The sequence below is a fragment of the Streptomyces sp. NPDC058008 genome, assembly GCF_042886395.1.
In the GTDB taxonomy this organism is placed as follows: domain Bacteria; phylum Actinomycetota; class Actinomycetes; order Streptomycetales; family Streptomycetaceae; genus Streptomyces.
Window position 1 is genome coordinate 175,288 of record NZ_JBHVQX010000002.1, and the last position, 25,425, is coordinate 200,712.

General features: G+C 70.0%; 20 protein-coding genes. 19 read left to right on the forward strand and 1 reads right to left on the reverse strand.

Annotation, left to right across the window (positions count from 1 at the left end; genetic code table 11):
* The first annotated feature begins 195 nt into the window (after window positions 1–195).
* The 16 genes from ACFVS9_RS02525 to ACFVS9_RS02600 all read left to right on the forward strand — a co-directional run bounded on the left by ACFVS9_RS02525 (window position 196) and on the right by ACFVS9_RS02600 (window position 21,110).
* Entirely contained in the window at window positions 196–690 is a 495-nt protein-coding gene (locus tag ACFVS9_RS02525) for a MarR family winged helix-turn-helix transcriptional regulator (RefSeq protein ID WP_383116224.1), read from the forward strand.
* Between the two features lie 134 nt (window positions 691–824).
* Entirely contained in the window at window positions 825–2,141 is a 1,317-nt protein-coding gene (locus ACFVS9_RS02530) for an MFS transporter (RefSeq protein ID WP_389929796.1), read from the forward strand.
* A gap of 153 nt (window positions 2,142–2,294) precedes the next feature.
* Window positions 2,295–2,846, forward strand: coding sequence for an isochorismatase family protein (locus tag ACFVS9_RS02535; protein WP_383116223.1), 552 nt, complete (start codon window positions 2,295–2,297; stop codon window positions 2,844–2,846).
* Between the two features lie 187 nt (window positions 2,847–3,033).
* On the forward strand, window positions 3,034–5,289 hold the full coding sequence (locus tag ACFVS9_RS02540; protein WP_389929593.1) for an ABC transporter family substrate-binding protein: 2,256 nt from the start codon (window positions 3,034–3,036) through the stop codon (window positions 5,287–5,289).
* Between the two features lie 334 nt (window positions 5,290–5,623).
* The gene (gene typA / locus ACFVS9_RS02545) at window positions 5,624–7,498 is read left to right on the forward strand and encodes a translational GTPase TypA (protein ID WP_383116221.1); all 1,875 of its coding nucleotides are present in this window, start codon (window positions 5,624–5,626) and stop codon (window positions 7,496–7,498) included.
* 481 nt (window positions 7,499–7,979) lie between these two features.
* Window positions 7,980–9,605, forward strand: coding sequence for an ABC transporter substrate-binding protein (locus ACFVS9_RS02550; RefSeq protein ID WP_383116220.1), 1,626 nt, complete (start codon window positions 7,980–7,982; stop codon window positions 9,603–9,605).
* A gap of 121 nt (window positions 9,606–9,726) precedes the next feature.
* On the forward strand, window positions 9,727–10,656 hold the full coding sequence (locus tag ACFVS9_RS02555) for an ABC transporter permease (RefSeq protein WP_389929595.1): 930 nt from the start codon (window positions 9,727–9,729) through the stop codon (window positions 10,654–10,656).
* The gene (locus ACFVS9_RS02560) at window positions 10,649–11,593 is read left to right on the forward strand and encodes an ABC transporter permease (protein WP_389929597.1); all 945 of its coding nucleotides are present in this window, start codon (window positions 10,649–10,651) and stop codon (window positions 11,591–11,593) included. The genes ACFVS9_RS02555 and ACFVS9_RS02560 overlap by 8 nt, the downstream gene beginning before the upstream one ends.
* An 11-nt stretch (window positions 11,594–11,604) precedes the next feature.
* Window positions 11,605–12,663, forward strand: coding sequence for an ABC transporter ATP-binding protein (locus ACFVS9_RS02565; protein ID WP_383116217.1), 1,059 nt, complete (start codon window positions 11,605–11,607; stop codon window positions 12,661–12,663).
* Entirely contained in the window at window positions 12,656–13,798 is a 1,143-nt protein-coding gene (locus tag ACFVS9_RS02570; protein ID WP_383116216.1) for an ABC transporter ATP-binding protein, read from the forward strand. The genes ACFVS9_RS02565 and ACFVS9_RS02570 overlap by 8 nt, the downstream gene beginning before the upstream one ends.
* 156 nt (window positions 13,799–13,954) lie before the next feature.
* Window positions 13,955–15,583 (forward strand): ABC transporter substrate-binding protein, encoded by a 1,629-nt coding sequence (locus tag ACFVS9_RS02575; RefSeq protein ID WP_389929600.1) that lies wholly within the window; start codon window positions 13,955–13,957, stop codon window positions 15,581–15,583.
* A gap of 92 nt (window positions 15,584–15,675) precedes the next feature.
* Window positions 15,676–16,599, forward strand: a complete 924-nt coding sequence (locus tag ACFVS9_RS02580; protein WP_383116214.1) for an ABC transporter permease — start codon at window positions 15,676–15,678, stop codon at window positions 16,597–16,599.
* Window positions 16,592–17,584: an ABC transporter permease gene (locus ACFVS9_RS02585; RefSeq protein WP_389929602.1), complete on the forward strand. Its 993-nt coding sequence runs from the start codon at window positions 16,592–16,594 to the stop codon at window positions 17,582–17,584. Before ACFVS9_RS02580 ends, ACFVS9_RS02585 begins: the two co-directional genes overlap by 8 nt.
* 13 nt (window positions 17,585–17,597) lie before the next feature.
* Window positions 17,598–18,575: an ABC transporter ATP-binding protein gene (locus tag ACFVS9_RS02590; RefSeq protein WP_383116212.1), complete on the forward strand. Its 978-nt coding sequence runs from the start codon at window positions 17,598–17,600 to the stop codon at window positions 18,573–18,575.
* Window positions 18,565–19,785, forward strand: a complete 1,221-nt coding sequence (locus tag ACFVS9_RS02595; RefSeq protein WP_389929605.1) for an ABC transporter ATP-binding protein — start codon at window positions 18,565–18,567, stop codon at window positions 19,783–19,785. The genes ACFVS9_RS02590 and ACFVS9_RS02595 overlap by 11 nt, the downstream gene beginning before the upstream one ends.
* Window positions 19,786–19,991: 206 nt before the next feature.
* Entirely contained in the window at window positions 19,992–21,110 is a 1,119-nt protein-coding gene (locus ACFVS9_RS02600; RefSeq protein ID WP_389929607.1) for a hypothetical protein, read from the forward strand.
* 9 nt (window positions 21,111–21,119) lie between these two features.
* Here the strand turns inward: ACFVS9_RS02600 and ACFVS9_RS02605 are convergent, their stop codons facing one another.
* Window positions 21,120–23,246 (reverse strand): prolyl oligopeptidase family serine peptidase, encoded by a 2,127-nt coding sequence (locus tag ACFVS9_RS02605; RefSeq protein WP_383116209.1) that lies wholly within the window; start codon window positions 23,244–23,246, stop codon window positions 21,120–21,122.
* A 167-nt stretch (window positions 23,247–23,413) separates the two neighbouring features.
* Between ACFVS9_RS02605 and ACFVS9_RS02610 the strand changes: the two genes are divergently transcribed.
* The 3 genes from ACFVS9_RS02610 to ACFVS9_RS02620 all read left to right on the forward strand — a co-directional run bounded on the left by ACFVS9_RS02610 (window position 23,414) and on the right by ACFVS9_RS02620 (window position 25,058).
* Complete coding sequence (locus tag ACFVS9_RS02610) at window positions 23,414–23,608, forward strand: DUF2304 family protein (RefSeq protein WP_056793925.1); 195 nt, start codon at window positions 23,414–23,416, stop codon at window positions 23,606–23,608.
* 74 nt (window positions 23,609–23,682) lie between these two features.
* Window positions 23,683–24,600: an N-acetyl-1-D-myo-inositol-2-amino-2-deoxy-alpha-D-glucopyranoside deacetylase gene (gene mshB, locus ACFVS9_RS02615; RefSeq protein ID WP_389929609.1), complete on the forward strand. Its 918-nt coding sequence runs from the start codon at window positions 23,683–23,685 to the stop codon at window positions 24,598–24,600.
* The gene (locus tag ACFVS9_RS02620) at window positions 24,597–25,058 is read left to right on the forward strand and encodes a DUF6113 family protein (protein ID WP_389929611.1); all 462 of its coding nucleotides are present in this window, start codon (window positions 24,597–24,599) and stop codon (window positions 25,056–25,058) included. Before mshB ends, ACFVS9_RS02620 begins: the two co-directional genes overlap by 4 nt.
* Window positions 25,059–25,425 lie beyond the last annotated feature (367 nt).

The following is a 25,425-nucleotide window of genomic DNA, read 5'->3' on the forward strand; positions in this document are numbered from 1 at the left end:
TACGCAGCACCCGCGGCTGCGGGTGGCGGCCCTCTTCTGAAAGCGCATTCACCCTAGATCGCCTGCCCGGCGGCGGGCAACAGCGGCCCGGCTCCGCGCGCCGCCCGAGGGGGTGCCCCGTCCCGCTCCCGGCCTTTGCCCAATAATAGACAGGTGGCCTTGCAAGGTGCCCTGTCCATCTTTACCGTGGACAACATGTCCGACACCTCCGCGCACGCCGACAGCACGCAGCCGCAGGGCGGCGAGGCCCGCCCGGGTCCCGGGGACCCGACCGCCGAACGCGTGGCGACGGATCTCGCCGCCGTCGTCGGCCGGCTGATCAGACGGCTGCGGAGCTCGTCGGCGGACAGCCTGCTCACCCCCTCCCAGCGCTCGGTCCTCGCCCGGCTGGAGGACGGCGGACCGACCACCACCGCGGCGCTGGCCCGCGCCGAGCTGGTGCGGCCCCAGTCGATGCGGCTGACGCTCGGCGCACTGGAGGGGCAGGGGTTCGTCTCCCGCGCCCCCGACCCGGCGGACGGCCGCAAGTCGGTCGTGTCGGTCACGGAGGCGGGGAACGCGGTGCTCGCCGGGGTGCGGGCCGCCAAGCGGAGCTGGCTGGCCGACGCGGTCGCCGCCGAACTGGACGGCGCCGAGCGCCGGACGCTCGCCGAGGCCGTCGAGCTCATCGGCCGGCTGGTCGACAAGTGACCCCGTACGGAAGGGACCTGCCCCCCGGTGCGCCGCAGACGCGGACGGCGCCCGTCCCGCCGGCGGAGACGGGGGCCGCCGCACCGGCGGAACCCGCCCCCGGGTTCGGCGCGCGGCTCACCGCTCCGCTGCTGATGGGCTCCCTGCTCAACCCGCTCAACACCACGATGATCTCCACCGCGCTGGTGGCCATCGGGCGCTCCTTCGGCATCGGGGCCGCCGACACCGCCTGGCTCATCTCGGTCCTCTACCTCGCCAGCGCCGTCGCCCAGCCGGTCCTCGGCAAGCTCGCCGACACCCTCGGCCCGCGCCGGGTCTTCCTGGCCGGTCTCCTCGTCGTCATCGCGTCCGGGCTGGTCGGCGCGTTCGCCCCCGGCTTCGGCACGCTGATCGTCTCCCGGGTGCTGCTCGGCATCGGCACCTCGGCGGCCTACCCGGCCGCCATGGCCGTCCTGCGCGACGAGTCCCGGCGCCTCGGCCGGCCGACCCCGCGCCCCGTGCTGGCCCGGCTCAGTTTCGCGGCCCTGGGCAGCGCCGCCGTCGGCCCCGCACTCGGCGGGCTGCTCGTCACCGTCGTCGGCTGGCGCGGCATCTTCGCCGTCAACGTGCCGATCGCCCTGCTCGCCCTCGGCGCCGCACTGCTCTGGGTCCCGGCCGACCCGCCCCGCGGGCGGGCCGCCGACGGGAGCGCGGCGAAGCTCTCCCTGGACGCGCCGGGCATAGGCCTGTTCACCGGCGCTCTGACGGTCCTGGTCTTCTTCCTCCTCGACCTCTCCCACCCGCAGTGGTGGCTGCTGGCCCCCTTCGCCGTCCTCACGGCCGTCCTGGTCCGCCGGCAGCTGCGCACCCCGCACCCCTTCATCGACATCCGGATGCTCGCGGGCAACGGGGCGCTGCTGCGGACGTACGCACGCCACGGGCTCAGCTACCTGCTCATCTACTGCGTCATGTACGGCTACACGCAGTGGCTGGAGGAGGCGCGCGGCTTCTCCTCGGGGCACACCGGCCTTCTCATGCTGCCGATGTCGGTGACCGCGCTCGTCTGCTCGCTGGTCGGTGCCCGCACGAAGGGGCTGCGCGCCCCGCTGGCCGTGGCGAGCCTCCTGCTGACCGCCGGCGCGGGGATCCTGGTGTTCCTCTCGGGCGACACCCCGCTCGCCGTCCTGCTCATCGCCGGAGCCTGCTTCGGCGCCCCGCAGGGCCTCATCGGCACCAGCAACCAGGCGGCCGTGCAGTCCTTCGCACCCCCCGAGAGCATCGGGTCGGCCGCCGGACTCCAGCGCACCGCCCAGTACATCGGGGCCATCACCGCGTCCAGCCTGATCGCCCTCGCCTACGCCGACGCGGCGAGCGACGCGGGGCTGCACCTGATGGCGGCGGTCTCCGTCGTCCTGGCCGTCCTGCTGGCCGTCCTGACCCTCACCGACCGGGCCCTGCGCCCCCGCGCCTGACCGTGTTCCCGCGCCCCCCGCGCCCGACCCTGTTCCCACGTACCCGGCCGCGCCCTGCGCCCCGCGCCTGAGCGCGCCCCCACGCACCCCACCGTTCCCGACCGCGCCCCCACGCGCACGTACCTGTTCCTCAGCACCTCAAGGAGTACGCACATGACCGCCACCGTCCTGGACCCCCGTACCGCACTCGTCGTCGTCGACCTCCAGAAGGGCATCGTCGCCCTCCCGACGGCCCACCCCGCCGACGCCGTCGTCGCCCGCGCGGCATCCCTCGCCGACGCCTTCCGTGCCAAGGGCCTCCCGGTCTTCCTGGTCCGTGTGACGGGCGGGGCCCCCGGCCGCAACGAAGGCCGCGCCCCGTCCGGCCGGCCCGCCGCGGACTGGGCCGAGATCGTGCCCGAGCTCGGCCCGCGCGACGGCGACATCGTCGTCACCAAGCAGCAGTGGGGCGCCTTCCACGGCACGGCGCTCGACCTCGAACTGCGCCGCCGCGGCATCACCCAGGTCGTCCTCACCGGCGTCGCCACCAGCATCGGCGTCGAGTCCACCGCCCGCGCCGCACACGAGCACGGCTACCACGTCACCATCGCCACCGACGCGGTCACCGACATGGACGCCGACGCCCACCGCAACAGCCTCGACAAGATCTTCCCGAGGCTCGGCGAGACCGACACCACCGCCGCGATCGTCGAACTCCTCGGCTGACCGCCGCGCACCCGGGGCCGCTCGGGTGACTTCAGGGGCCCCATCGGCCGTGTCTGCGTCCCCCCGCGCGTACAGGTGCGTTCAGTGGATCAGCGAATCAGTCTGATCAACTGCAAATGCCACCAGTACGCATCATCCGGTCCCTTCCGGTACGGGGTGGACCGGGCCGGCCCCGGAGGTATCAGCCATGGCCCACGTCGGCGTCCCACGCGGGACGACCCGAAAGCGCCGCTCGGTCGCGCTCCTGGCGACAGGCGTGCTCACGATCCCGGTGCTGGCGGGCTGCGGCTCGGACAACGAGGGCCCCACCGCGGCGGCCGTCCCGCAGGACATCGCCCGGGCCGCCAGGGACGACGTGGCCGACGGTTCCACCCTCACCTGGGCGGTCGACGCGGTTCCCCCCACGCTCAACGCCTTCCAGGCCGACGCCGACAGCGCGACCACGCGGATCACCGGCGCCCTGCTGCCCTCGCTCTTCCCCATGGACGCCAAGGGCGAGCCCACGCTCAACCCCGACTACCTGGAGTCGGCGAAGGTCATCGAGCAGGAGCCCAAGCAGGTCGTCCTGTACAAGCTCAACCAGCAGGCCGTGTGGAGCGACGGCCGGGAGATCGGCGCCCCCGACTTCGTCGCCCAGTGGCGGGCGCTGAGCGGCAAGGACTCGGCCTTCTGGACCGCGCGCAACGCCGGCTACGAGCGGATCGAGAAGATCGAACGCGGCAAGGACGACCTCCAGGTGAGGGTCACGTTCTCCAAGCCGTACGCCGACTGGCGCTCGCTGTTCTCGCCGCTGTACCCGAAGGAGGTGACGGGGACGCCCGCCGCCTTCAACGACGGCGCCCGCACCACCATCAAGAACACCGCGGGGCCGTTCCGGCTGCGCAGCGTCAACAAGCCCAAGGGCACGGTCGTGCTCGACCGCAACCCGCGCTGGTGGGGCAACGAGGCCAAGCTCGCGTCCCTGGTCTTCCGTGCCGTCGCCCCCAAGGACCGCGGCGGGGCACTGACCGAGGGCACGGTGAACGTCGCGGACATCGACCCCGGCACGGCGGACAGCATCGCCCTCGCGGCCCGGTACGGCGGCGGCGACGGCGGGCCGCCCGCCCACGGCCCCGGAGCCGACATCACTCCGGCCGCCGCCCTGCGCTCGTGGGCGCTGGCCCACGGTTCGGACGAGGAGGCCGCCGAGACCGCCCAGGCCGCCCGGGACAAGAACCGCGCGGCGGTCGCGGCCTACGCCGCCGAGCAGAAGTCGCTCAACGGTTTCGCCGTACGCAGGTCCCTGGAGCCCGCCTACACGCAGCTCGCGCTGAACGGCGAGTCCGGCCCCCTCTCCGACGACCGGGTGCGGCGCGCCATCGCCCGGACCCTGGACCGGCAGGAGCTCGCCGACGCGGTCCTGAAGCCGCTCGGCCTGCCCGCGAAGCCGCCCGGCAGCCACCTGGCGCTCGCCGGGCAGCCCGGTTACAAGGACGGCAGCGGCGCACTCGGCGAGCACGACACCAAGGAGGCGCAGGCGCTGCTCGCCGACGCCGGATGGACCCTGGGCGGTGCCGTCCGCAAGACGGAGGACACCAAGGCGGGCAGCGAGGCCGAGAAGAAGGCCGAGGAGAAGGCCGAAGGGAAGGCCGAGGGGAAGAAGCCGGCCGACGAGAAGGCCGAGAAGGCCGAGAAGACGGAGAAGGACGGGAAGGCCGAGGACGGGGAGAAGGACGACAAGGCCTCCCGCGAGGAGGGGACGTACATCGTCGGCGACGACAAGCCGGGCGAGCGTGCCGCCGGGGCCACCGCCCAGGACAAGCCGGCCGGCGGTCCCGCCGGTGCCTACGCCCCCGCCGGGACCGCGGCGCCGGCACCCGCCTCGGCCAAGGGACGGCTGGGCAAGGGCGGCAAGCCGCTGAGCCTCCGCTTCGTCCTGCCCTCGGGACCGGGATCGCAGTCGCTGCGCACCGTGGGGGAGAAGATCGTCGCGATGCTCGACACGATCGGCATCAGCACGCAGGTCACCAAGGTCGACGACGACAGCTACTTCAAGGACCACATCGCGTCCGGCGACTACGACATGGCCCTGTACTCCTGGCCCGCCACCGCCTACCCCGCGACCGACGGCCGCCCGATCTTCGCCAAGCCGGAGCCCGCCAGCGACGGCTCGCTGCTCGTCGCGCAGAACTACACGCGGGTCGGCTCGGACCACATCGACCAGCTCTTCGACCAGGCGGTCGCCGAACTCGACGCCAACGCGTCCAGGGACCTGCTGAAGCAGGCCGACGCACGGATCTGGGCGGCAGCCGGATCGATTCCGCTGTATCAGAGGCCACAGCTGGTCGCCGTGGACAAGAAGCTGGCGAACATCGGCGCCTTCGGCTTCGCCGCACCCCGCTACGAGGACATCGGATTCATCGGGCGCCAAGCGGCAGGTTCCCCCGCGAACCGGAAGAAGTAGCAGGTCAAAGGCGTATACGAAGCTCAGATACCGCTCAATTCCCTTGCCCGCCGGAGCCCCCGGCGGGCAAGGTGGTGTCCGCCCCGACCCGGGCCGCCCGTCTTCCCGCACCCCTTGCCGTCCGCCCGCTCCCCGGCTGGACGATGGCGTAATACTGGCTGAATATCGGCTGAAATGCAGCTGTGGTCCCGCCCTGCGCACCGGGCCGGGAAGCCCCGGACCCGTCGGGCCCGTACCATTGGACGAGCCGTGGCGTGCCGCCCGGCGGGCGTACGAGGACTCGAGACCGACTGAGACGCCTGATCCCACGATCCGAGAGAAGCGCAAGCCACCCATGCCCACGCGCCACGACATCCGTAACGTAGCCATCGTCGCCCACGTCGACCACGGCAAGACCACGCTGGTCGACGCCATGCTCAAGCAGGCGGGCGCCTTCGCCGCGCACGCCGCCGAGAACCTCGACGAACGCATGATGGACTCGAACGACCTGGAGCGTGAGAAGGGCATCACGATCCTCGCCAAGAACACGGCGGTGAAGTATCACCCCAAGGACGGCGGGGACCCGATCACGATCAACATCATCGACACCCCCGGCCACGCCGACTTCGGCGGCGAGGTCGAGCGCGGTCTGTCGATGGTGGACGCGGTCGTCCTGCTCGTCGACGCCTCCGAGGGCCCGCTGCCCCAGACCCGCTTCGTCCTGCGCAAGGCGCTCGACGCCAAGCTGCCGGTCATCCTGTGCATCAACAAGACGGACCGTCCGGACTCCCGGATCGCCGAGGTCATCGACGAGACGTACGACCTCTTCCTCGACCTGGACGCCGACGAGGACCAGATCGAGTTCCCGATCGTCTACGCCTGCGCCCGTGACGGCGTCGCGTCGCTGACCAAGCCCGAGGACGGCACCGTCCCGCCGGACAGCGACAACCTGGAGCCGTTCTTCTCCACCATCCTCTCCACGGTCCCGGCCCCGGAGTACGACGAGACCGCCCCGCTCCAGGCCCACGTCACCAACCTGGACGCCGACAACTTCCTCGGCCGTATCGCGCTGTGCCGCGTCGAGCAGGGTGAGCTCCGCAAGGGCCAGACCGTCACGTGGATCAAGCGCGACGGCTCGATGTCCAACGTCCGCATCACCGAGCTGCTGATGACCGAGGCGCTCACCCGCAAGCCGGCCGAGATGGCCGGCCCGGGCGACATCTGCGCCATCGCCGGTATCCCGGACATCATGATCGGCGAGACCCTGGCCGACACCGAGAACCCGATCGCGCTGCCGCTGATCACGGTCGACGAGCCGGCCATCTCGATGACCATCGGTGCGAACACCTCGCCGCTGGTCGGCAAGGGCGGCAAGGGCCACAAGGTCACCGCCCGCCAGATCAAGGACCGCCTCGACCGCGAGCTGGTCGGTAACGTCTCGCTGCGTGTCCTGGACACCGAGCGCCCCGACGCCTGGGAGGTCCAGGGCCGCGGTGAGCTCGCGCTGGCCATCCTCGTCGAGCAGATGCGCCGTGAGGGCTTCGAGCTGACGGTCGGCAAGCCCGAGGTGGTCACCAAGCAGATCGACGGCAAGACGCACGAGCCGATCGAGCGCATGACCATCGACTCGCCCGAGGAGCACCTCGGTGCCATCACGCAGCTGATGGCGACCCGCAAGGGCCGCATGGAGACGATGACGAACCACGGCTCGGGCTGGGTCCGCATGGAGTGGATCGTCCCCTCCCGCGGCCTCATCGGCTTCCGTACGGAGTTCCTGACCCAGACCCGCGGCACGGGCATCGCGCACTCCATCTTCGAGGGCCACGAGCCCTGGTTCGGTGACCTGCGCACCCGCCACAACGGCTCGCTGGTCGCCGACCGCGCGGGCACGGTGACGCCGTTCGCGATGGTCAACCTCCAGGAGCGCGGTGTCATCTTCACCGAGGCCGGCACCGAGGTCTACGAGGGCATGATCATCGGCGAGAACTCCCGCGCCGACGACATGGACGTGAACATCACCAAGGAGAAGAAGCTCACCAACATGCGTGCGGCGTCCGCCGACACCACGGAGAACGTGGTGCCGGCCCGCAAGCTCTCGCTGGAGCAGTCCCTGGAGTTCTGCCGCGACGACGAGTGCATCGAGGTGACCCCGGAGACCGTGCGCATCCGCAAGGTCGTCCTGGACCAGAAGCAGCGCGGCCGCACCGCGTCGCGCGCCAAGAACGGCTGACCCGGCCCGGAGCGTCCGCTCCGGCCCCGGCCGGGCGCCGTGACCCCGGAGCGTCCGCTCCGGCCGGCCGAGCGCCCTGACCCATGGTCGACACGAGGTCCGGACCCCCGCAGAGACTGTGGGGGTCCGGGCCTTTCGTCAACCCATTTTCCTGACCGACGTGTCCGCATATCGTGCGTCGCTCTCCGGAACATGTGTTAACGGTCCGTTTCGGGGGTGTCTGTCTGGGATCACTTTGTCCGGATTTCGGGCAACCATGGCTCTTCGATGTTGTCAAACCGAGACCCTTTAAGTGTGGTTTACAGCCCGGCGTTCCTTAATAGTTGGCTCCATTGAGCTCGGGTCAATGGGTCGGCGCACTGTGGGGAGTGCGGACTCACGAGCACACTCGGGGCACTGAAAACGATCGCCGTCAGGGGTGTCGGTGGATCTCTCCAGTGCCCCTCTTGTAGTCAAAAGTGGACTCATGAGGAGGAAACCCATGCGCGGTGCCAAGAGCGCCAAGTGGGTCGCGGGAGCGGCAATCATCGCCCTGGCCGCGACCGCCTGTGGCGGGGGCGACAGTGACGACAGCAGCAATGCCTCGAAGGAGAAGGGCAAGCCCGCGGGCTACGTCTCCATCGACGTCGGCGAGCCGCAGAAGCCGCTGATCCCGGCCGACACGAACGAGTCGCTCGGCAGCTACGTCATCCAGTCGATCTTCACCCAGCTGCTCGACTTCGACGCGGACGGCAAGATCGTCTACACGAACGCCGAGTCCGTCGAGTCGGCCGACTCCAAGACGTGGACCGTCAAGCTCAAGCCGGGCTGGAAGTTCCACGACGGCACCCCGGTGACGTCCGAGTCCTACATCAAGGCGTGGAACTGGTACGCCAACATCAAGAACGCCCAGCAGAACGCGTTCTGGTTCGAGGACATCAAGGGCTACGCGGACGTCCACCCGGAGAAGGGTGACCCGAAGTCCACCGAGATGTCCGGTCTGAAGGCCGTCGACGACAACACCTTCACGATCGAGCTGAACGAGGCCGTCCCGTACTTCGAGTACAAGCTCGGCTACGCGACCTTCGCCCCGCTGCCGGAGGTGTTCTACAAGGACACCAAGGCGTTCGGCCAGGCCCCGGTCGGCAACGGTCCCTACATCTTCGAGAAGTGGGACCACAAGAAGCTCATCCAGGTCAAGGCCAACCCTGACTACCAGGGTCCGAACAAGGCCAAGAACAAGGGTGTCCTCTTCAAGAACTACGCGACCGTCGAGGCCGCGTACCAGGACCTCCTCTCCGGCAACCTGGACATGATCCGCCAGGTCGGCCCGAAGGACCTCCCGAAGTACAAGGCCGACCTCGGTGACCGCGCGATCGACGAGCCGTACGCGGCCATCCAGTCGCTGGTCCCGACGTTCTACTCGAAGACCTTCAAGGACATCGACCCGAAGGTCCTCCAGGGTCTGTCGATGGCCATCGACCGTGACACGATCACCAAGACCGTGCTCAACGGCACCCGCAAGCCCGCCACCAGCTTCACGCCTCCGGGCGTCGCCGGTAACCAGGACCTGGGCACCGACGTGTTCAAGTTCGACCCGGCCAAGGCGAAGCAGCTCGTCACCGAGGGCGGCGGCGTTCCGGACAACAAGATCTGGATCCAGTACAACGCCGACGGTGGCCACAAGGAGTGGGTGACCGCGGTCTGCGAGTCCATCCGCAACTCCACCGGGGTCGACTGCATCCCGGACGCCAAGCCGGACTTCCAGACCGACCTGGAAGCGCGTGACAACAACCAGGTCAAGTCGATGTACCGCGGTGGCTGGGTGGCCGACTACCCGCTGAACGTCAACTTCATGCGGGAGCTGTACGGCACCACCGCCGAGGCGAACAACGGCCGGTTCTCCGACAAGGAGGTCGACGCGGCCTTCAAGAAGGGCGACAACGCCAAGAGCCTGGAAGAGTCGATCAAGGCTTACCAGGAGGCCGAGAAGCTCGTCCTGACGAAGATGCCGGCGATCCCGCTCTGGGAGTACAAGACCAACGGCGGCTACTCCAAGTCCGTCGAGAACGTGACGGTCGACTTCCACGGCGACTACAACATCACCGAAGTCACCGTCAAGAAGTAAGACACGCCTGAGGGCCCCCACTCGGCCATCAGCCGCCCACACCAGGCAGTAGGTCCCGGGGGGCCGCTCTCCGTATCCGGAGGGCGGCCCCTGGGCTGCTTTATCCTTATCGGAGGCAAACATGGGGCGTTACGTCGCGCGGCGACTGCTCCAGATGATCCCGGTCTTCCTCGGGTCGACCTTGCTGGTCTTCGCCATGATGTACGCGCTGCCCGGCGACCCCGTGCGCGCACTCGCAGGTGAACAGACGGTCGACCCGTCGCAGATCGCGGAAATGAAGAAGGAGCTCGGGCTCGACCTGCCGCTCTGGCACCAGTACTGGAACTACCTCGTGAACCTGTTCCAGGGTGACTTCGGTACCCAGATCGCCAGTGGGCGACCGGTGGCCGACATCATTTCGGAAGCGTTCCCGATCACGGTCCGGCTGGCCCTGTTTGCCTTCATCTTCACCGTGGTCGTCGGTATCTCCATGGGTGTCTTCGCCGGTCTCAAGGCCGACACCTTCCGCGACCGCGGGCTGCTCGTCCTGACGCTGCTGCTCATCTCCATCCCCTCGTTCGTGCTCGGCTTCCTCGGCCAGTACTTCTTCGCCTTCCAGCTCGGCTGGGTCGACCCCAACGTGAGCGGGGAAGCGAACTGGGGCGAGCTGTTCCTGCCCGCTGTCGTCCTCGGGTCGTTGTCGCTCGCCTACGTGGCACGGCTGACCCGTACGTCCGTGGCGGAGAACCTGCGCTCCGACTACATGCGCACCGCCGTGGCCAAGGGGCTGCCGCGCCGCCGCATCGTCGGCGTCCACCTGATGCGCAACTCGATGATCCCCGTCGTCACCTTCCTCGGCACCGACCTGGGCGCGCTGCTCGGCGGCGCCGTCATCACCGAGGGCATCTTCAACGTCAAGGGTGTCGGCTGGAACGTCTTCGACGCGCTCAAGCACCGCGAGGGCGCCACGGTCGTCGGCATCGTGACGCTGATCGTCGTCGTCTATCTCGTCACCAGCCTGCTCGTCGACCTGCTCTACGCGGTCCTGGACCCGAGGATCCGTTATGCCTGAGACGCTGAAGGAAACCGCCGCGGAGAAGTCCGCGGACGCCACGGCCGCGCCGGCCCCCGCCGCCAAGGTGGGCAAGCCCCGCAGCCTGTGGTCGGACGCCTGGCACGACCTGCGGCGCAGCCCGCTGTTCGTCGTGTCCGCCATCCTGATCGTGTTCCTGCTGGTCATGGCCTTCTTCCCCGGCCTGTTCACCGGCGCGGACCCGCGGTACGCGGACCTGGCCCACCACTACCTGCAGAAGCCCAAGTGGGGGAACTTCTTCCAGGAGGACTGGTTCGGGTACGACATCCAGGGACGCTCGATCTACGCGCGTGTCGTCTACGGCGCCCGTGCCTCGATCACCGTCGCCGTCGTCGTCACCGCCCTCGTCACGATCCTGGGCACCGTGGTCGGCATGCTCGCCGGCTACTTCGGCGGCTGGATCGACACCATCCTGTCCCGGGTCACCGACATCTTCTTCGGCGTCCCGTTCATCCTCGGCGCGATGGTCGTCCTGACCTCGTTCGAGGAGCGCAAGATCTGGGTCGTCATCCTGGCCCTGGCCTTCCTCGGCTGGACCTCGATAGCCCGTGTCGCACGCGGCTCCGTCCTGACGATCAAGCAGGCCGACTACGTGATGGCGGCCAAGGCGCTCGGCGCCTCGACCACCCGCATCCTGCTCCGGCACATCCTGCCCAACGCGATCGCCCCGGTGATCGTCGTCGCGACCATCGCGCTCGGCGGCTACATCTCGGCCGAGGCCACCCTGTCCTTCCTGGGTATCGGCCTCGCCGAACCGACCGTGTCGTGGGGTGTCGACATCTCCTCCGGCCAGGAGCAGCTGCGCAACGCCGCGTTCGTCCTGATCATCCCGTCGGTCATGGTGTCGATCACCGTTCTGGCGTTCATCATGCTCGGCGATGCGGTACGCAACGCCCTCGACCCCAAGCTGCGCTGAGGGAGGCGTACATGACCATCATCGACAAGACGGCGGATGTTCCTGCTCCGCGTGGTTCGAACGACGAGAGCGGCCCGCTGCTCGAAGTCCGTGACCTGCACGTGGAGTTCCACACCCGCGACGGCGTCGCCAAGGCCGTCAACGGAGTCAACTACAGCGTCAGCGCCGGCGAGACCCTCGCCGTGCTCGGCGAGTCCGGCTCCGGCAAGTCCGTGACCGCGCAGGCGATCATGGGCATCCTGGACATGCCCCCGGGGCGCATCCCCAAGGGCGAGATCCTCTTCCGCGGCCAGGACATGCTCAAGATGTCCAACGAGGAGCGCCGGCAGATCCGCGGCCAGAAGATCGCCATGATCTTCCAGGACGCGCTCTCCTCGCTGAACCCGGTGCTCACCGTGGGCTACCAGCTCGGCGAGATGTTCCGGGTGCACCAGGGGCTCTCCAAGAAGGAGGCCAAGGCCAAGTCCATCGAGCTGATGGACCGGGTCCGCATCCCGGCGGCCAAGGAGCGGGTCAACGACTACCCGCACATGTTCTCCGGCGGCATGCGCCAGCGCATCATGATCGCCATGGCGCTGGCCCTGGAGCCCGACCTGATCATCGCGGACGAGCCCACCACGGCGCTCGACGTGACGGTCCAGGCCCAGGTCATGGACCTGCTCGCGGAGCTCCAGCGCGACTTCAACATGGGCCTGATCCTGATCACGCACGACCTGGGTGTCGTCGCCGACGTCGCCGACAAGATCGCCGTGATGTACGCGGGCCGGATCGTCGAGACCGCCCCGGTCCACGAGATCTACAAGCGCCCGGCGCACCCGTACACCAAGGGACTGCTGGCCTCGATCCCGCGCCTGGACCAGAAGGGCCAGGAGCTCTACGCGATCAAGGGCCTGCCGCCCAACCTGCTGCACGTGCCGTCCGGCTGCGCCTTCAACCCGCGCTGCTCGATGGCGCAGGACATCTGCCGTACGGACATCCCGGCCCTGCGCCCGGTGACCGAGCAGGACGGTACCGAGCTGGTCGGCCGCGGCAGCGCCTGCCACTTCTGGAAGGAGACGATCCATGGCTGAGCTCGACAAGGAGTCCGTGGACGCCACCCCGAACGTCAGCGAAGTGGCGACGGTCAACGCGGCCACCGAGTCGGAGGCCGTGGCCGCCCTGGACGCGCCGGTCTCGCAGGGCGAGCCGATCCTCCAGGTCCGCAACCTGGTCAAGCACTTCCCGCTGACCCAGGGCATCCTGTTCAAGAAGCAGGTCGGCGCGGTCAAGGCCGTGGACGGCATCTCGTTCGACCTGTACCAGGGCGAGACGCTCGGCATCGTGGGCGAGTCCGGCTGTGGCAAGTCCACGGTCGCCAAGCTCCTGATGACGCTGGAGCGGGCGACCGCCGGCGAGGTCTTCTACAAGGGCCAGGACATCACCAAGCTGTCCGGCCGTGCGCTGAAGGCCGTGCGCCGCAACATCCAGATGGTGTTCCAGGACCCGTACACCTCGCTGAACCCGCGCATGACGGTCGGCGACATCATCGGGGAGACCTTCGAGATCCACCCCGAGGTGGCCCCGAAGGGCGACCGGCGCCGCAGGGTGCAGGACCTCCTGGACGTCGTCGGGCTGAACCCGGAGTACATCAACCGGTACCCGCACCAGTTCTCCGGCGGCCAGCGCCAGCGCATCGGGATCGCCCGTGGCCTCGCGCTCAACCCGGAGATCATCATCTGCGACGAGCCGGTCTCCGCGCTCGACGTGTCGGTCCAGGCCCAGGTCATCAACCTGATGGAGAAGCTCCAGGACGAGTTCAACCTCTCCTACCTCTTCATCGCGCACGACCTGTCCATCGTCCGGCACATCTCGGACCGGGTCGGCGTCATGTACCTCGGCAAGATGGCCGAGATCGGTACGGACACGCAGATCTACGACCACCCGACGCACCCCTACACCCAGGCGCTGCTGTCGGCGGTCCCCGTGCCGGACCCCGACGCCCGTGACGGGCGCGAGCGGATCATCCTCTCCGGTGACGTCCCCTCGCCGGCGAACCCGCCGTCGGGCTGCCGCTTCCGCACGCGGTGCTGGAAGGCCCAGGACAAGTGCGCCACCGAGGTGCCGCTGCTGGCGATCCCCGAGCGTTTCAAGACCTCGGAGACGCCCGCCGCGCACGAGTCGGCGTGCCACTTCGCCGAGGAGAAGGACGTCGTGCACGCGGCGTAACCCTCCGCACGACCGACCAGGACGCCCGGCCCCCCCCGTGGGGCCGGGCGTCCTCGCGTTCCCGCAGCCACCTACGGCGTAGGCCGACATGCGACGCAGTGTCATATGGGGTGGTATGAGGCATTGAGCCACTCAAGGGAACCCTAGGAGGCACTCATGCGCGGAGCCACACAGGTGAGGTGGGCCGCATGTGCCGTCGCCGTCGCCCTGACAGCCACGGCCTGCGGCGGCGGGGGCGGTGGCGGCGGCGGTGGCGCCGACGGGATCGTGAGCTCATCCTGGGGCGATCCGCAGAACCCCCTGGAGCCGGCGAACACCAACGAGGTCCAGGGCGGCAAGGTCCTCGACATGGTCTTCCGCGGCCTCGTGCGGTACGACCCCAAGACCGGTGAGGCGAAGAACGAGATCGCGCAGAAGATCGAATCCTCGGACTCGCAGAACTTCACCGTCACGATCAAGGACAACTGGACCTTCAGCAACGGCGAGAAGGTCACCGCGAAGTCCTTCGTGGACGCCTGGAACTACGGTGCCGCGCTGAAGAACAACCAGAAGAACGCCTACTTCTTCCAGTACATCGACGGCTACGACAAGGTCCACCCCGAATCGGGATCGGCCAGCGCCGGCACCCTCTCCGGCCTCAAGGTGGTCAACGGCACGACCTTCACGGTCAAGCTGTCGCAGAAGTTCTCGCTCTGGCCCGACACCCTCGGCTACGCGGCGTTCGTCCCGCTGCCCCAGACCTTCTACACCGACCACGCCGCCTGGCTCTCCAAGCCGGTCGGCAACGGCCCGTACACCATCGAGAAGTACGCCAAGGGCTCGTCGATGGACCTGCGGCGGTGGGACGGCTACCCCGGTACGGACAAGGCGCAGAACGGCGGGATCGACCTCAAGGTCTACACGGACAACAACACCGCCTACACCGACCTGACCGCCGGCAACCTCGACCTGGTCGACGACATCCCCGCGTCCCAGCTCAAGAACGTCAAGGCGGACCTGGGCAGCCGGTACATCAACACCCCCGCGGGCATCATCCAGACGCTCGCCTTCCCGTTCTACGAGAAGGCCTGGTCCACCCCCGGCGCGATCAAGGTCCGCCAGGGGCTGTCGATGGCGATCAACCGCGACCAGATCACCAACCAGATCTTCCAGAAGACCCGCACCCCCGCCTCCGACTGGACCTCACCGGTCCTCGGCAAGGACGGCGGCTTCAAGGAAGGCCTCTGCGGCAGCGCGTGCGACTACGACAAGGCGCAGGCGAAGAAGCTGATCCAGGAGGGCGGCGGCATCCCCGGCGGCCAGCTCAAGATCTCGTACAACGCCGACACCGGCTCCCACAAGGAGTGGGTCGACGCGGTCTGCAACAGCATCAACAACGTCATGGGCAACAACAAGGCGTGCGTCGGCGGGCCCGTCGGCACCTTCGCCGACTTCCGCAGCCAGGTGTCCACCCAGAAGCTGACCGGGGCCTGGCGGGCGGGCTGGCAGATGGACTACCCGCTGATCCAGAACTTCCTCCAGCCGCTCTACTACACCAACGCCCCTTCCAACGACGGCAAGTGGAGCGACAAGAAGTTCGACGGCCTGATCGACAAGGCCAACGCGGAGAGCGACAAGACCCAGGCCGTCAGCACCTTCCAGGACGCCGAGAAGGTCCTCGTCGAGCAGATGCCCGTCATCCCGCTCTGGTACCAGAACGGCAGCGCGGGCTACTCGGACCGGGTCACCGACGTCGCGCTGAACCCGTTCAGCGTCCCGGTGTACGACCAGATCAAGGTCAAGTGACCCGCTGAAGCCGGGCGGCCTGTGCGGCACACGCACCGGCCGCCCGGCTTTCCGGTCCTTCCGCCCGCTCGCCCCGACCCCCGGAGCCCCTCATGGGACGTTATGTGATCCGGCGGCTGCTGCAGATGATCCCGGTCTTCTTCGGCACCACGCTGCTGATCTTCCTCATGGTGAACGTGATGGGCGACCCCATCGCGGGCCTCTGCGGTGATCGCCAGTGCGACCCCGCGACCGCCGCCCAGCTGCGCGCCGAGTTCGGCCTCGACAAGCCGGTCTGGCAGCAGTACCTGACCTACATGGGCAACATCTTCACCGGCGACTTCGGCACCGCGTTCAACGGGCAGAAGGTCACGGAGCTGATGGCCACCGCCTTCCCCATCACCATCCGGCTCACCATCGTCGCGATCGTGTTCGAGATCGTCATCGGCATCAGCCTCGGCGTCGTCACCGGGCTGCGCCGCGGGCGGCCCGTCGACACCGGGGTGCTGATCCTGACCCTGGTCGTCATCGCCGTCCCGACCTTCGTCACCGGGCTCCTGCTCCAGCTCCTCCTGGGCGTCGAGTGGGGCCTCATCAAGCCCTCCGTCTCCTCGGACGCGCCCCTGGACGAACTCATCGTCCCCGGCCTCGTCCTCGCCTCCGTGTCCCTCGCCTACGTCACCCGGCTCACCCGGACCTCGATCGCCGAGAACGCCCGCTCGGACTACGTCCGCACCGCCGTGGCCAAGGGCCTCCCCAGGCGCCGGGTGGTCGTACGGCACCTGCTGCGCAACTCCCTCATCCCCGTCGTCACCTTCATCGGCACGGACGTGGGCGCCCTGATGGGAGGGGCGATCGTCACCGAGCGCATCTTCAACATCCACGGGGTCGGATACCAGCTCTACCAGGGCATCCTCCGCCAGAACTCCCAGACCGTCGTCGGGTTCGTCACCGTCCTGGTCCTCGTCTTCCTGGCGGCGAACCTGATCGTCGACCTCCTGTACGCCGTACTCGACCCGAGGATCCGCTATGCCTGAGCAGCAGCCGTGGGACGATCCGACGGGCAACGGGGCGATCTCGGGGGCCGGTGCGGGCGGGGCGATGGACCTCGCGGTGAACGAGGGCACCACGCTGGAGAGGACACCCGGCGGCCCCGAGGGCACCGGGCCCGCCGGCAAGCCGCGCAGCCTCTGGTCCGACGCCTGGCGCGACCTGCGGCGCAACCCCGTCTTCATCGTCTCCGGGCTGGTCATCCTGTTCCTGGTGATCATCTCGATCTGGCCGTCCCTGATCGCCGACCAGGACCCGCTCAACTGCGACCTGGCCAAGGCCCAGGAGGGCTCCCAGCCCGGCCACCCCTTCGGATTCGACGGCCAGGGCTGCGACGTCTACACCCGCACCGTCTACGGCGCCCGGACCTCGGTGACCGTCGGCGTCCTCTCCACCCTGGGGGTCTCGCTGCTCGGCGGGGTGCTGGGCGGCCTGGCCGGCTTCTTCGGCAGGGGATGGGACGCCGTGCTCTCCCGCATCACGGACGTCTTCTTCGGCATCCCCGTCGTACTCGGGGGGCTGGTCTTCCTGTCCGTCGTCACCAGCTCCACCGTCTGGCCCGTGATCGGCTTCATCGTGCTGCTGGGCTGGCCCCAGATCGCCCGCATCGCACGCGGCTCCGTCATCACCGCCAAACAGAACGACTACGTCCAGGCGGCCCGCGCGCTGGGCGCCTCCAACTCGCGGATGATGCTGCGCCACATCATGCCCAACGCCATCGCGCCCGTCATCGTCGTCGCGACGATCGCCCTGGGGACGTACATCTCGCTGGAGGCGACCCTCTCCTACCTCGGCGTCGGCCTGAAACCGCCGGCCGTGTCCTGGGGCATCGACATCTCCGCCGCCTCCCAGTACGTCCGCAACGCGCCGCACATGCTGCTCTGGCCCGCCGGGGCGCTGGCCGTCACCGTGCTCGCCTTCATCATGCTCGGCGACGCGGTGCGCGACGCCCTCGACCCCAAGCTGCGCTGAGGAGCCCGCTGCCATGTTGCTCGAAGTGCGCGATCTGCACGTGGAGTTCCACACCCGCGACGGTGTGGCCAAGGCCGTCAACGGGGTCAACTACTCCGTGGCCGAGGGCGAGACCCTCGCCGTCCTCGGCGAGTCGGGATCCGGCAAGTCCGTCACCGCCCAGGCGATCATGGGCATCCTCGACATGCCGCCCGGGAAGATCAGCGGGGGCGAGATCCTCTTCAGGGACCGCGACCTCCTGAAGCTCAAGGGCGAGGAGCGGCGCCGGATCCGCGGCCAGGAGATGGCCATGATCTTCCAGGACGCGCTGTCCTCCCTGAACCCGGTGCTCAGCGTCGGGCAGCAGCTCGGCGAGATGTTCGTCGTGCACCGGGGGATGTCGCGGGGCGACGCCAAGGAGAAGGCCATCGAGCTGATGGACCGGGTCCGCATCCCGGCGGCCCGGGAACGCGTCGGCGACTTCCCGCACCAGTTCTCCGGCGGCATGCGCCAGCGCATCATGATCGCCATGGCGATGGCGCTGGAACCCTCCCTGATCATCGCCGACGAACCCACCACCGCCCTCGACGTGACCGTCCAGGCGCAGGTGATGGACCTCCTCGCCGAGCTCCAGCGCGAGCTCAACATGGGACTCATCCTCATCACCCACGACCTCGGCGTGGTCGCCGACGTCGCCGACAAGATCGCGGTGATGTACGCGGGCCGGATCGTCGAGACCTCGCCCGTCCACGAGATCTACCGGGCCCCCGCCCACCCGTACACCAAGGGTCTGCTGAAGTCGATCCCGCGCCTGGACCAGAAGGGCCAGGAGCTGTACGCGATCAAGGGCCTGCCGCCCAACCTGCTGCACATCCCGTCCGGCTGCGCCTTCCACCCGCGCTGCCCCATGGCCCAGGCCGTGTGCCGCACGGACGAGCCGCCGCTCTACACCGTGGACGAGGAACGCAGGAGCGCCTGCCACTTCTGGAAGGAGACGCTCGATGCACGCTGAGGACGCGGGAGGAGGGGGCGGCGGCTCCGCCCTGCTCTCCGGGGCACGCGACGCGGACCGCACCCCGCACGCCGGGGGAGAGCCGATCCTGGAGGTGCGCGGTCTGGTCAAGCACTATCCGCTGACCCGGGGCATCCTCTTCAAGAAGCAGATCGGCGCGGTCAAGGCCGTCGACGGGGTGGACTTCGACCTGGCGGCCGGCGAGACGCTCGGCATCGTGGGGGAGTCCGGCTGCGGCAAGTCGACCGTCGCCAAGATGCTGGTGCACCTGGAACCGCCCACCGGCGGCGTGATCCGCTACAAGGGCGAGGACGTCACCAAGCTGTCCGGCCGTGCGCTGAAGGCCGTGCGCCGCAACATCCAGATGGTGTTCCAGGACCCGTACACCTCGCTGAACCCGCGCATGACGGTGGGCGACATCATCGGGGAGCCGTACGAGATCCACCCCGAGGTGGCGCCCAAGGGCAGCCGCCGGCAGAAGGTGCAGGACCTGCTCGACGTCGTCGGGCTGAACCCGGAGTACGTCAACCGCTATCCGCACCAGTTCTCCGGCGGCCAGCGCCAGCGCATCGGGATCGCCCGGGGCCTCGCGCTCAACCCGGAGATCATCGTCGCGGACGAGCCGGTCTCCGCGCTCGACGTCTCGGTCCAGGCCCAGGTCGTCAACCTGCTGGACCGGCTCCAGGCGGAGTTCGACCTGAGCTTCCTGTTCATCGCGCACGACCTGTCCATCGTCCGGCACATCTCCGACCGGGTCGGTGTCATGTACCTGGGCCGGATCGTCGAGATCGGCACGGACGAGGAGATCTACGACCACCCGACGCACCCCTACACCCAGGCGCTGCTGTCGGCCGTACCGGTGCCCGACCCGACGGCCCGCGAGCACCGCGAGCGGATCATCCTGCACGGGGACGTGCCCTCCCCGGCGAACATCCCCTCCGGCTGCCGCTTCCGCACCCGCTGCTGGAAGGCGCAGGAGCGCTGCGCGCTGGAGGTGCCCCTGCTGGCCGTGCCCGCGGTCTTCCGGGATTCGGAGACACCCGCCCAGCACGACTCGGCGTGCCACTTCGCCGAGGAGAAGCGGGTGGTGCCGAAGGAGGGGCTGCGGCACACGTCCGGGGACGAGGGGCCGCTGCCGCCCTCGGACGGGGACGGGGGGCCGGCGGCGGACGGGAGCGACGAGGACCGGGGCGCGGGTGACAAAGAATGATAAATGGGCCTCATGTTCGTTAACACAGAGGCAACTTGACCGTCGTCGCACCGATATACGAACGGCCCACCATAGAGAGCGTACGGCCGTGCGGGTGCCGTGAACCGGCCGGGGCGTTCATCACGTCGCCCCGGCCGGTTACCCGTCCCCGGCCTTCCCCACAGGTCCCCTTGTCCAGCGGCGGACCGCCGTGGAGTATCGCTGAGGTGATACTCACACGGGGAGCCAGAATCACCGGAGCGGTGCTGTGCGCCGTGCTCGCGGCCGTCGTCGCGGCCTGGATCGTGCGGGACGTCCGAGCCGTCGGGGATCCGGGCGCCCTCCTGCGCTACTGGGCGGGTTACACGGACGGGTGGCCGAAGAAGCTGCCCGCCACCCTGCAGGCCGATCCGGTGCTGCTCGCCGTCTACGTCCTCGCCCTGTCCGCCGCGCTGCGCTCCTCGGTGGCGGCGTCCACGCTGGTGGCCACCGGCCTGGTCACGATCGCCCTGCGGCTGCCGGGCGTCTGGACCATCGGATCGTCCTGGATGGACGACCGGTTCAGCGGTGAACTGCGCACCCGCGCCCTCGTCGGCACCTTCGTCGCCCTCGCCGCGGGCCTCGCGCTCGTCGTCACCGGAGCGGCGGGCCGCCGGCAGCCCGAGGACCCGTTCGAGCCCCGGCCCACCCGGCCGGGCCGGGGAGCCGGCGTCACCGCGTTCCTGGTGCTGGGAGCCTCGGCCGCCGTGATGGCAGGCTGGGAGATCCGCCAGCTCTTCACGCTCCCCGACGAGGTCTACCCCGGCTGGTACGTCGGCGGAGAGGTGATCACGCTCGGCCTGACCGCCGCCCCGCCGGGCTGGAGCGGCCTGGTACTCGTGGCGGCCGGCCTGGTGGCCGCGTGGACCGCGCTCTTCCGTGCCGTCCACTCCCGCCCGCTCGGCATGATCGTCGCCGGGTTCCTGCTGGTCTCCGGCGGCTGCGGGATCGCCCGGATCCTCCACCACGACTGGCTGGAACGCTTCTTCGACGAGCCTGCCGAGCAACAGCTCATGATCCTCACCTCGTTCTTCCTGGCCTTCGCCGGGGCGACGGCCCTGGCCGTCCTGGCGCGCCGGGGCTTCGAGCGCACCGACGGGCCGGGCCACGGGTACGGCGACCCCGGCTACCCGCAGGCCGGCCCGCCCGGCTACGGCCAGCCCCCGGCAGGGGCGCCGGGTCACGGCTACCCCCAGGGCGGGTCGCCCGGGTACGGCTACCCCCAGGGCGGCCCGCCCGGGTACGGCTATCCGCAGGGCGGCGGGGCCGCCCCGCCGCCGCCCGCCTCCCCGCCGCCGGGCTGGTGACGCGCCCGGCTACGGCCGGGGCAGGCCCAGCGACCGCCTGAGGAAGTCCACCTGGAGCAGCAGCAGGTTCTCGGCCACCTGCTCCTGCGGGGTCATGTGCGTCACCCCGCTCAGCGGCAGCACCTCGTGCGGGCGGCCGGCGGAGAGCAGCGCGGAGGAGAGCCGCAGCGCGTGGGCGACCACCACGTTGTCGTCGGCCAGGCCGTGGACGATCATCATCGGGCGCACCTGGTCGGCCGGCTCGGAGAGCCCCTGGTCGGTCACCAGCGAGTTGCGGGCGTACACCTCGGGCTGCCGCGCGGGGTCGCCGAGATAGCGCTCGGTGTAGTGGGTGTCGTACAGCCGCCAGTCCGTCACCGGCGCGCCGACGACCGCCGCGTGGAAGACGTCGGGGCGCCGGAGCACCGCGAGGGCCGAGAGGTAGCCGCCGTAGGACCAGCCGCGCATCGCCACCTTCGTCAGGTCCAGCGGGAAGCTCCCGGCCAGGGCGTGCAGCGCCTCGACCTGGTCGTCGAGGGTGAGGGTGAGGTCGTCGCGCACCGCCTTCTCCCAGCCGGGCGAACGGCCGGGCGCGCCCCGGCCGTCGGCGACGATCACGGCGAAGCCGTGGTCGGCGAACCACTGGGACGTGAGGTGCGGATTGTGGGCGGCCACCACCCTGCGGCCGTGCGGGCCGCCGTAGGGGTCCATCAGGACCGGAAGCGGACCGTCCGACTCCTGGTATCCGGTGGGGAGCAGCACGGCGCACGGGATCCGCCGTGCGCCCCCCTCCGTCAGCCGGACCTTCGCGGTGAGGACCGGCTCCTGTGCGAGATTCGCCACGGACGCCACGTCCTTGCCGTCCCGCAGCACCCGCACAGTTGTTCCCGGGTGGTCCGGGGACGCCGACACCAGCACCGTCACGCCCCCCGCGCGCACCGCGGAGTGCACCCCGGCGCCCTCGCTGACGCGCTCCACTCCCAGTTCGTTCACCCGGTAGACGTGGCTCTGCCCCGTCTCCGGCTCCGCCGCGTCCTCGCCCGCCGTGGCCTGCACCAGGATGTCGGACTCCCCGATGTCCAGCACCGCCTGGACGTGCAGCCGGCCGCCGGTCAGCGGCCGGTCGCCGACCGACAGGAGCCGTACGCCCGCTTCGTCGGCGACCCGTACGAGCCGGCCGTCGGGCGCCCAGGCCGGCACCCCGGCGAAAAGATCAAGCCAGATTTCGTCCTCGTCGACATGCACGGTACGGGTCGTCCCGGTCTCCGCGTCGACGGCCAGATACGCCTGGCTGCGCTGGTCCCGCGCCTGCACCAGGAGCAGCGGCGCCCCGTGCGAGGACCAGTGCACCCGCGCCAGGTAGGGGAAGCGGGACCGGTCCCAGGCGACCTCCGTGCGGGTGCCGTCCAGGCCCATGACGAAGAGCCGCACCTCGGCGTTGGCCGTGCCCGCCGCCGGGTAGCCCACCTCGGACGGCTTGCTCCCGGGGTGCGCCGGATCGGCGATCCACCACCGCTGTACGGCGCTGTCGTCGACCCGCGCGACCAGCAGGCGGTCCGAGTCCGGCGACCACCAGAAACCGCGGTAGCGGCTCATCTCCTCCGCCGCGACGAACTCCGCGAGGCCGTAGGAGACGTGGGCGCCCTCCGGCTCCGCGACCGGGCGGTCGCCCTCGCCGTCCGCCCCCACGACGCGCAGCGCCCCCTGGGCGACGTACGCGACGCGCAGGCCGTCGGGGGAGGGGCGCGGGTCGATCACCGGGCCCGGCACCGGCAGGGCGCGCGCCGTGCCCGCCCTCAACTCGGCCACGTACGCCTTGCCGGAGAGCGCGAAGGCCGCCAACTCCACGGCGTCGTCCACCGCGTAGCCCACGATGCCCGCCGAGCCCTCCCGGGTGCGCTCGCGCCGCGCCCTCTCCTGCGGGGACAGCTTCTCCGCCGAACCGCCCAGCAGGGCATCGGGGTCGGCCGCCACGGCTTCCCGGCCCGTCGCGGTGTCCAGCACCAGGAGCCGGTTCGTCCGGTCGGTGCCGGAGGCCGACCTGAGGAACAGCACCCGCGTCCCATCCGGTGAGACGGTGAAGGCGCGGGGTGCGCCGAGAGTGAACCGCTGGGTCCGGGCGTGCTGGCGTGGAAAAGACAGCTTCTGCGAGGTCATGGCACCGAACCTAGTCCGCGGCGGGCGGTCCGTGCGCCCCCTCGTGCTGCTGTGCCCCGATCAATGCGTCCGCACGGATAGTTATGATCCGTAGCGCTCGGTGGGTATGAACCTGCTGGCTCCATGTGTGCTGCCCGTCCCGACCGTACTGATGGAGGTGAACCGCCGTGGCACTCTCGATTTCGGCGGTGGTGCTGCTGGCGATCGTCGTCTTCCTGCTGATCCGGAAATCCGGACTCAAGGGCGGACACGCGGTGGTCTGCATGTTGCTGGGCTTCTACATGGCGAGCTCGTCGATCGCCCCGACCATCTCGGAGGTGACGTCGAACGTGGCAGGCATGATCGGGGGGATCAAGTTCTGACGGGCGCGCCGCCGGGGGCCCCGGATGCCGCGGGGCGTTCGGCCCGTCGGGCGGCCTGCTCGTAGGGTGGTCCCATGAAGGACCTTCCCGCCCGCCGTCTGCTCCTGGTGCACGCGCACCCCGACGACGAGTCGATCAACAACGGCGCCACCATGGCCAGGTACGCCGCCGAGGGCGCTCACGTGGCCCTGGTCACATGCACCCTCGGCGAGGAGGGCGAGGTCATCCCACCGGACCTCGCGCACCTCGCCGCGGACCGGGACGGCGGCCTCGGCGACCACCGCGTCGGTGAACTCGCCGCCGCCATGCGGGAGCTGGGGGTCACCGACCACCGCTTCCTGGGCGGCCCCGGCCGGTTCCGCGACTCCGGGATGACGGGCACCGAGCAGAACCACCGCCCCGGCGCCTTCTGGGCCGCCGACCTCGACGAGGCGGCCGGCCACCTCGTCGGAGTGATCCGCTCCCTGCGGCCCCAGGTGCTCGTCACGTACGACCCCGACGGCGGCTACGGCCACCCCGACCACATCCAGGCGCACCGCGTCGCCATGCGCGCGGCGGAACTGGCCGCCGACCCCGGGTACGACGCCGGCGCCGGAGCCCCGCACGCCGTCGCCAAGATCTACTGGAACCGGGTGCCCCGTTCGGTGGCCGAGGACGCCTTCGCACGGCTGCGGGACACCGCCCCCGACGCCTTCCCCGGGATCGCCGCGGTCGACGACGTCCCCGGTGTCGTGGACGACGCGCGGATCACGGCGGAGATCGACGGCTCGGCCTACGCCGGGGCGAAGACCGCCGCCATGCGGGCCCACGCCACCCAGATCGCCGTGGACGGACCGTTCTTCGCGCTGTCGAACGACCTGGGACAGCCGGTGTTCACCACCGAGTACTACGAGTTGGTGCGGGGCGCCCCGGGCGGGGACGACGGAGCCCGGGAGCACGACCTCTTCGCGGGCGTGCCGGAGGCGGCCCCCGCACCGGGAGCACGGACATGAGCAGCAGGCAGAGGCAGCGCGCCTCGTCGCAGTCGCCGCGTACCAACGCCCCGCCCAGGAGCCCCGGGCCCGGCGGCCTGGCGGCGCCCCCCAACCCCCGGCGGATCCCCCTGTACGTGGCTCTGGCGGTGCTGGGAGCGGCCGTCGGGCTGGCCGGCACGCTCGTCCAGGCGGCCCTGTTCCCGGGCGGGCTGCTGCTCGCGCTCGCCGCGTCGGCGGGACTGTTCTACGGCGGCCGGGTGCTGACCAGGACACAGTTCGGCGCGCTCGTACCGGCGGTGGGGTGGTTCCTCGCCGTCCTCGCCCTTCTCGGCGGCCGTCCCGAGGGCGACTACGTCTTCGGCGACGAACTCGGCCTGGCCCTCTTCATGCTCGGAGGGATGGCCGTCGCTGTGATCTGCGCCACGGTGGCGAGACTGCCAGTTCCGGCCAACGGGGCCGGGCAGTCCGGCACGTGATGTGGTATGTCCGCTCCCGGATTGCCCCAGCACGCAGTGATGGGTGCATTCTTGTTCCCCCCGGACGCGGAGAGACAGACGGCGGCGGCCAGTATGGTGGTGCGCGCGCCGAGCCGTCCCCTGGCCTGCGGCACGGGGGAAGTACGGGCGGCGGAGCCAATCGGGAGAACCTGCTTTGAGTCGTGAAACTGACAGTTCGTCCTCCGGGCCCCAGGGGCGCGGCGGAGCCGCGTACCCGTCGGGTACGCCGCCGTACGGATCACGCCAGTATCCGTCGCTGCACCCGTCTCAGGACGGGCCGGAGGAGACTCCGGAGCCTGCGGACCCGCCTCAGCCCGAGGAACCCAGAACAGAGACGACGCTGACG

What these genes read in the sequence shown, in the direction of transcription:
- ACFVS9_RS02560 (WP_389929597.1), top strand. Translation starts at nt 10,649, where the DNA reads ATGCCTGAGACGCTGAAGGAAACCGCCGCGGAGAAGTCCGCGGACGCC.
- ACFVS9_RS02540 (WP_389929593.1), top strand. Translation starts at nt 3,034, where the DNA reads ATGGCCCACGTCGGCGTCCCACGCGGGACGACCCGAAAGCGCCGCTCG.
- ACFVS9_RS02620 (WP_389929611.1), top strand. Translation starts at nt 24,597, where the DNA reads ATGAGCAGCAGGCAGAGGCAGCGCGCCTCGTCGCAGTCGCCGCGTACC.
- ACFVS9_RS02525 (WP_383116224.1), top strand. Translation starts at nt 196, where the DNA reads ATGTCCGACACCTCCGCGCACGCCGACAGCACGCAGCCGCAGGGCGGC.
- ACFVS9_RS02575 (WP_389929600.1), top strand. Translation starts at nt 13,955, where the DNA reads ATGCGCGGAGCCACACAGGTGAGGTGGGCCGCATGTGCCGTCGCCGTC.
- ACFVS9_RS02530 (WP_389929796.1), top strand. Translation starts at nt 825, where the DNA reads ATGGGCTCCCTGCTCAACCCGCTCAACACCACGATGATCTCCACCGCG.
- mshB (WP_389929609.1), top strand. Translation starts at nt 23,683, where the DNA reads ATGAAGGACCTTCCCGCCCGCCGTCTGCTCCTGGTGCACGCGCACCCC.
- typA (WP_383116221.1), top strand. Translation starts at nt 5,624, where the DNA reads ATGCCCACGCGCCACGACATCCGTAACGTAGCCATCGTCGCCCACGTC.
- ACFVS9_RS02585 (WP_389929602.1), top strand. Translation starts at nt 16,592, where the DNA reads ATGCCTGAGCAGCAGCCGTGGGACGATCCGACGGGCAACGGGGCGATC.
- ACFVS9_RS02535 (WP_383116223.1), top strand. Translation starts at nt 2,295, where the DNA reads ATGACCGCCACCGTCCTGGACCCCCGTACCGCACTCGTCGTCGTCGAC.
- ACFVS9_RS02605 (WP_383116209.1), bottom strand. Translation starts at nt 23,246, where the DNA reads ATGACCTCGCAGAAGCTGTCTTTTCCACGCCAGCACGCCCGGACCCAG.
- ACFVS9_RS02570 (WP_383116216.1), top strand. Translation starts at nt 12,656, where the DNA reads ATGGCTGAGCTCGACAAGGAGTCCGTGGACGCCACCCCGAACGTCAGC.
- ACFVS9_RS02580 (WP_383116214.1), top strand. Translation starts at nt 15,676, where the DNA reads ATGGGACGTTATGTGATCCGGCGGCTGCTGCAGATGATCCCGGTCTTC.
- ACFVS9_RS02595 (WP_389929605.1), top strand. Translation starts at nt 18,565, where the DNA reads ATGCACGCTGAGGACGCGGGAGGAGGGGGCGGCGGCTCCGCCCTGCTC.
- ACFVS9_RS02565 (WP_383116217.1), top strand. Translation starts at nt 11,605, where the DNA reads ATGACCATCATCGACAAGACGGCGGATGTTCCTGCTCCGCGTGGTTCG.
- ACFVS9_RS02550 (WP_383116220.1), top strand. Translation starts at nt 7,980, where the DNA reads ATGCGCGGTGCCAAGAGCGCCAAGTGGGTCGCGGGAGCGGCAATCATC.
- ACFVS9_RS02590 (WP_383116212.1), top strand. Translation starts at nt 17,598, where the DNA reads ATGTTGCTCGAAGTGCGCGATCTGCACGTGGAGTTCCACACCCGCGAC.
- ACFVS9_RS02555 (WP_389929595.1), top strand. Translation starts at nt 9,727, where the DNA reads ATGGGGCGTTACGTCGCGCGGCGACTGCTCCAGATGATCCCGGTCTTC.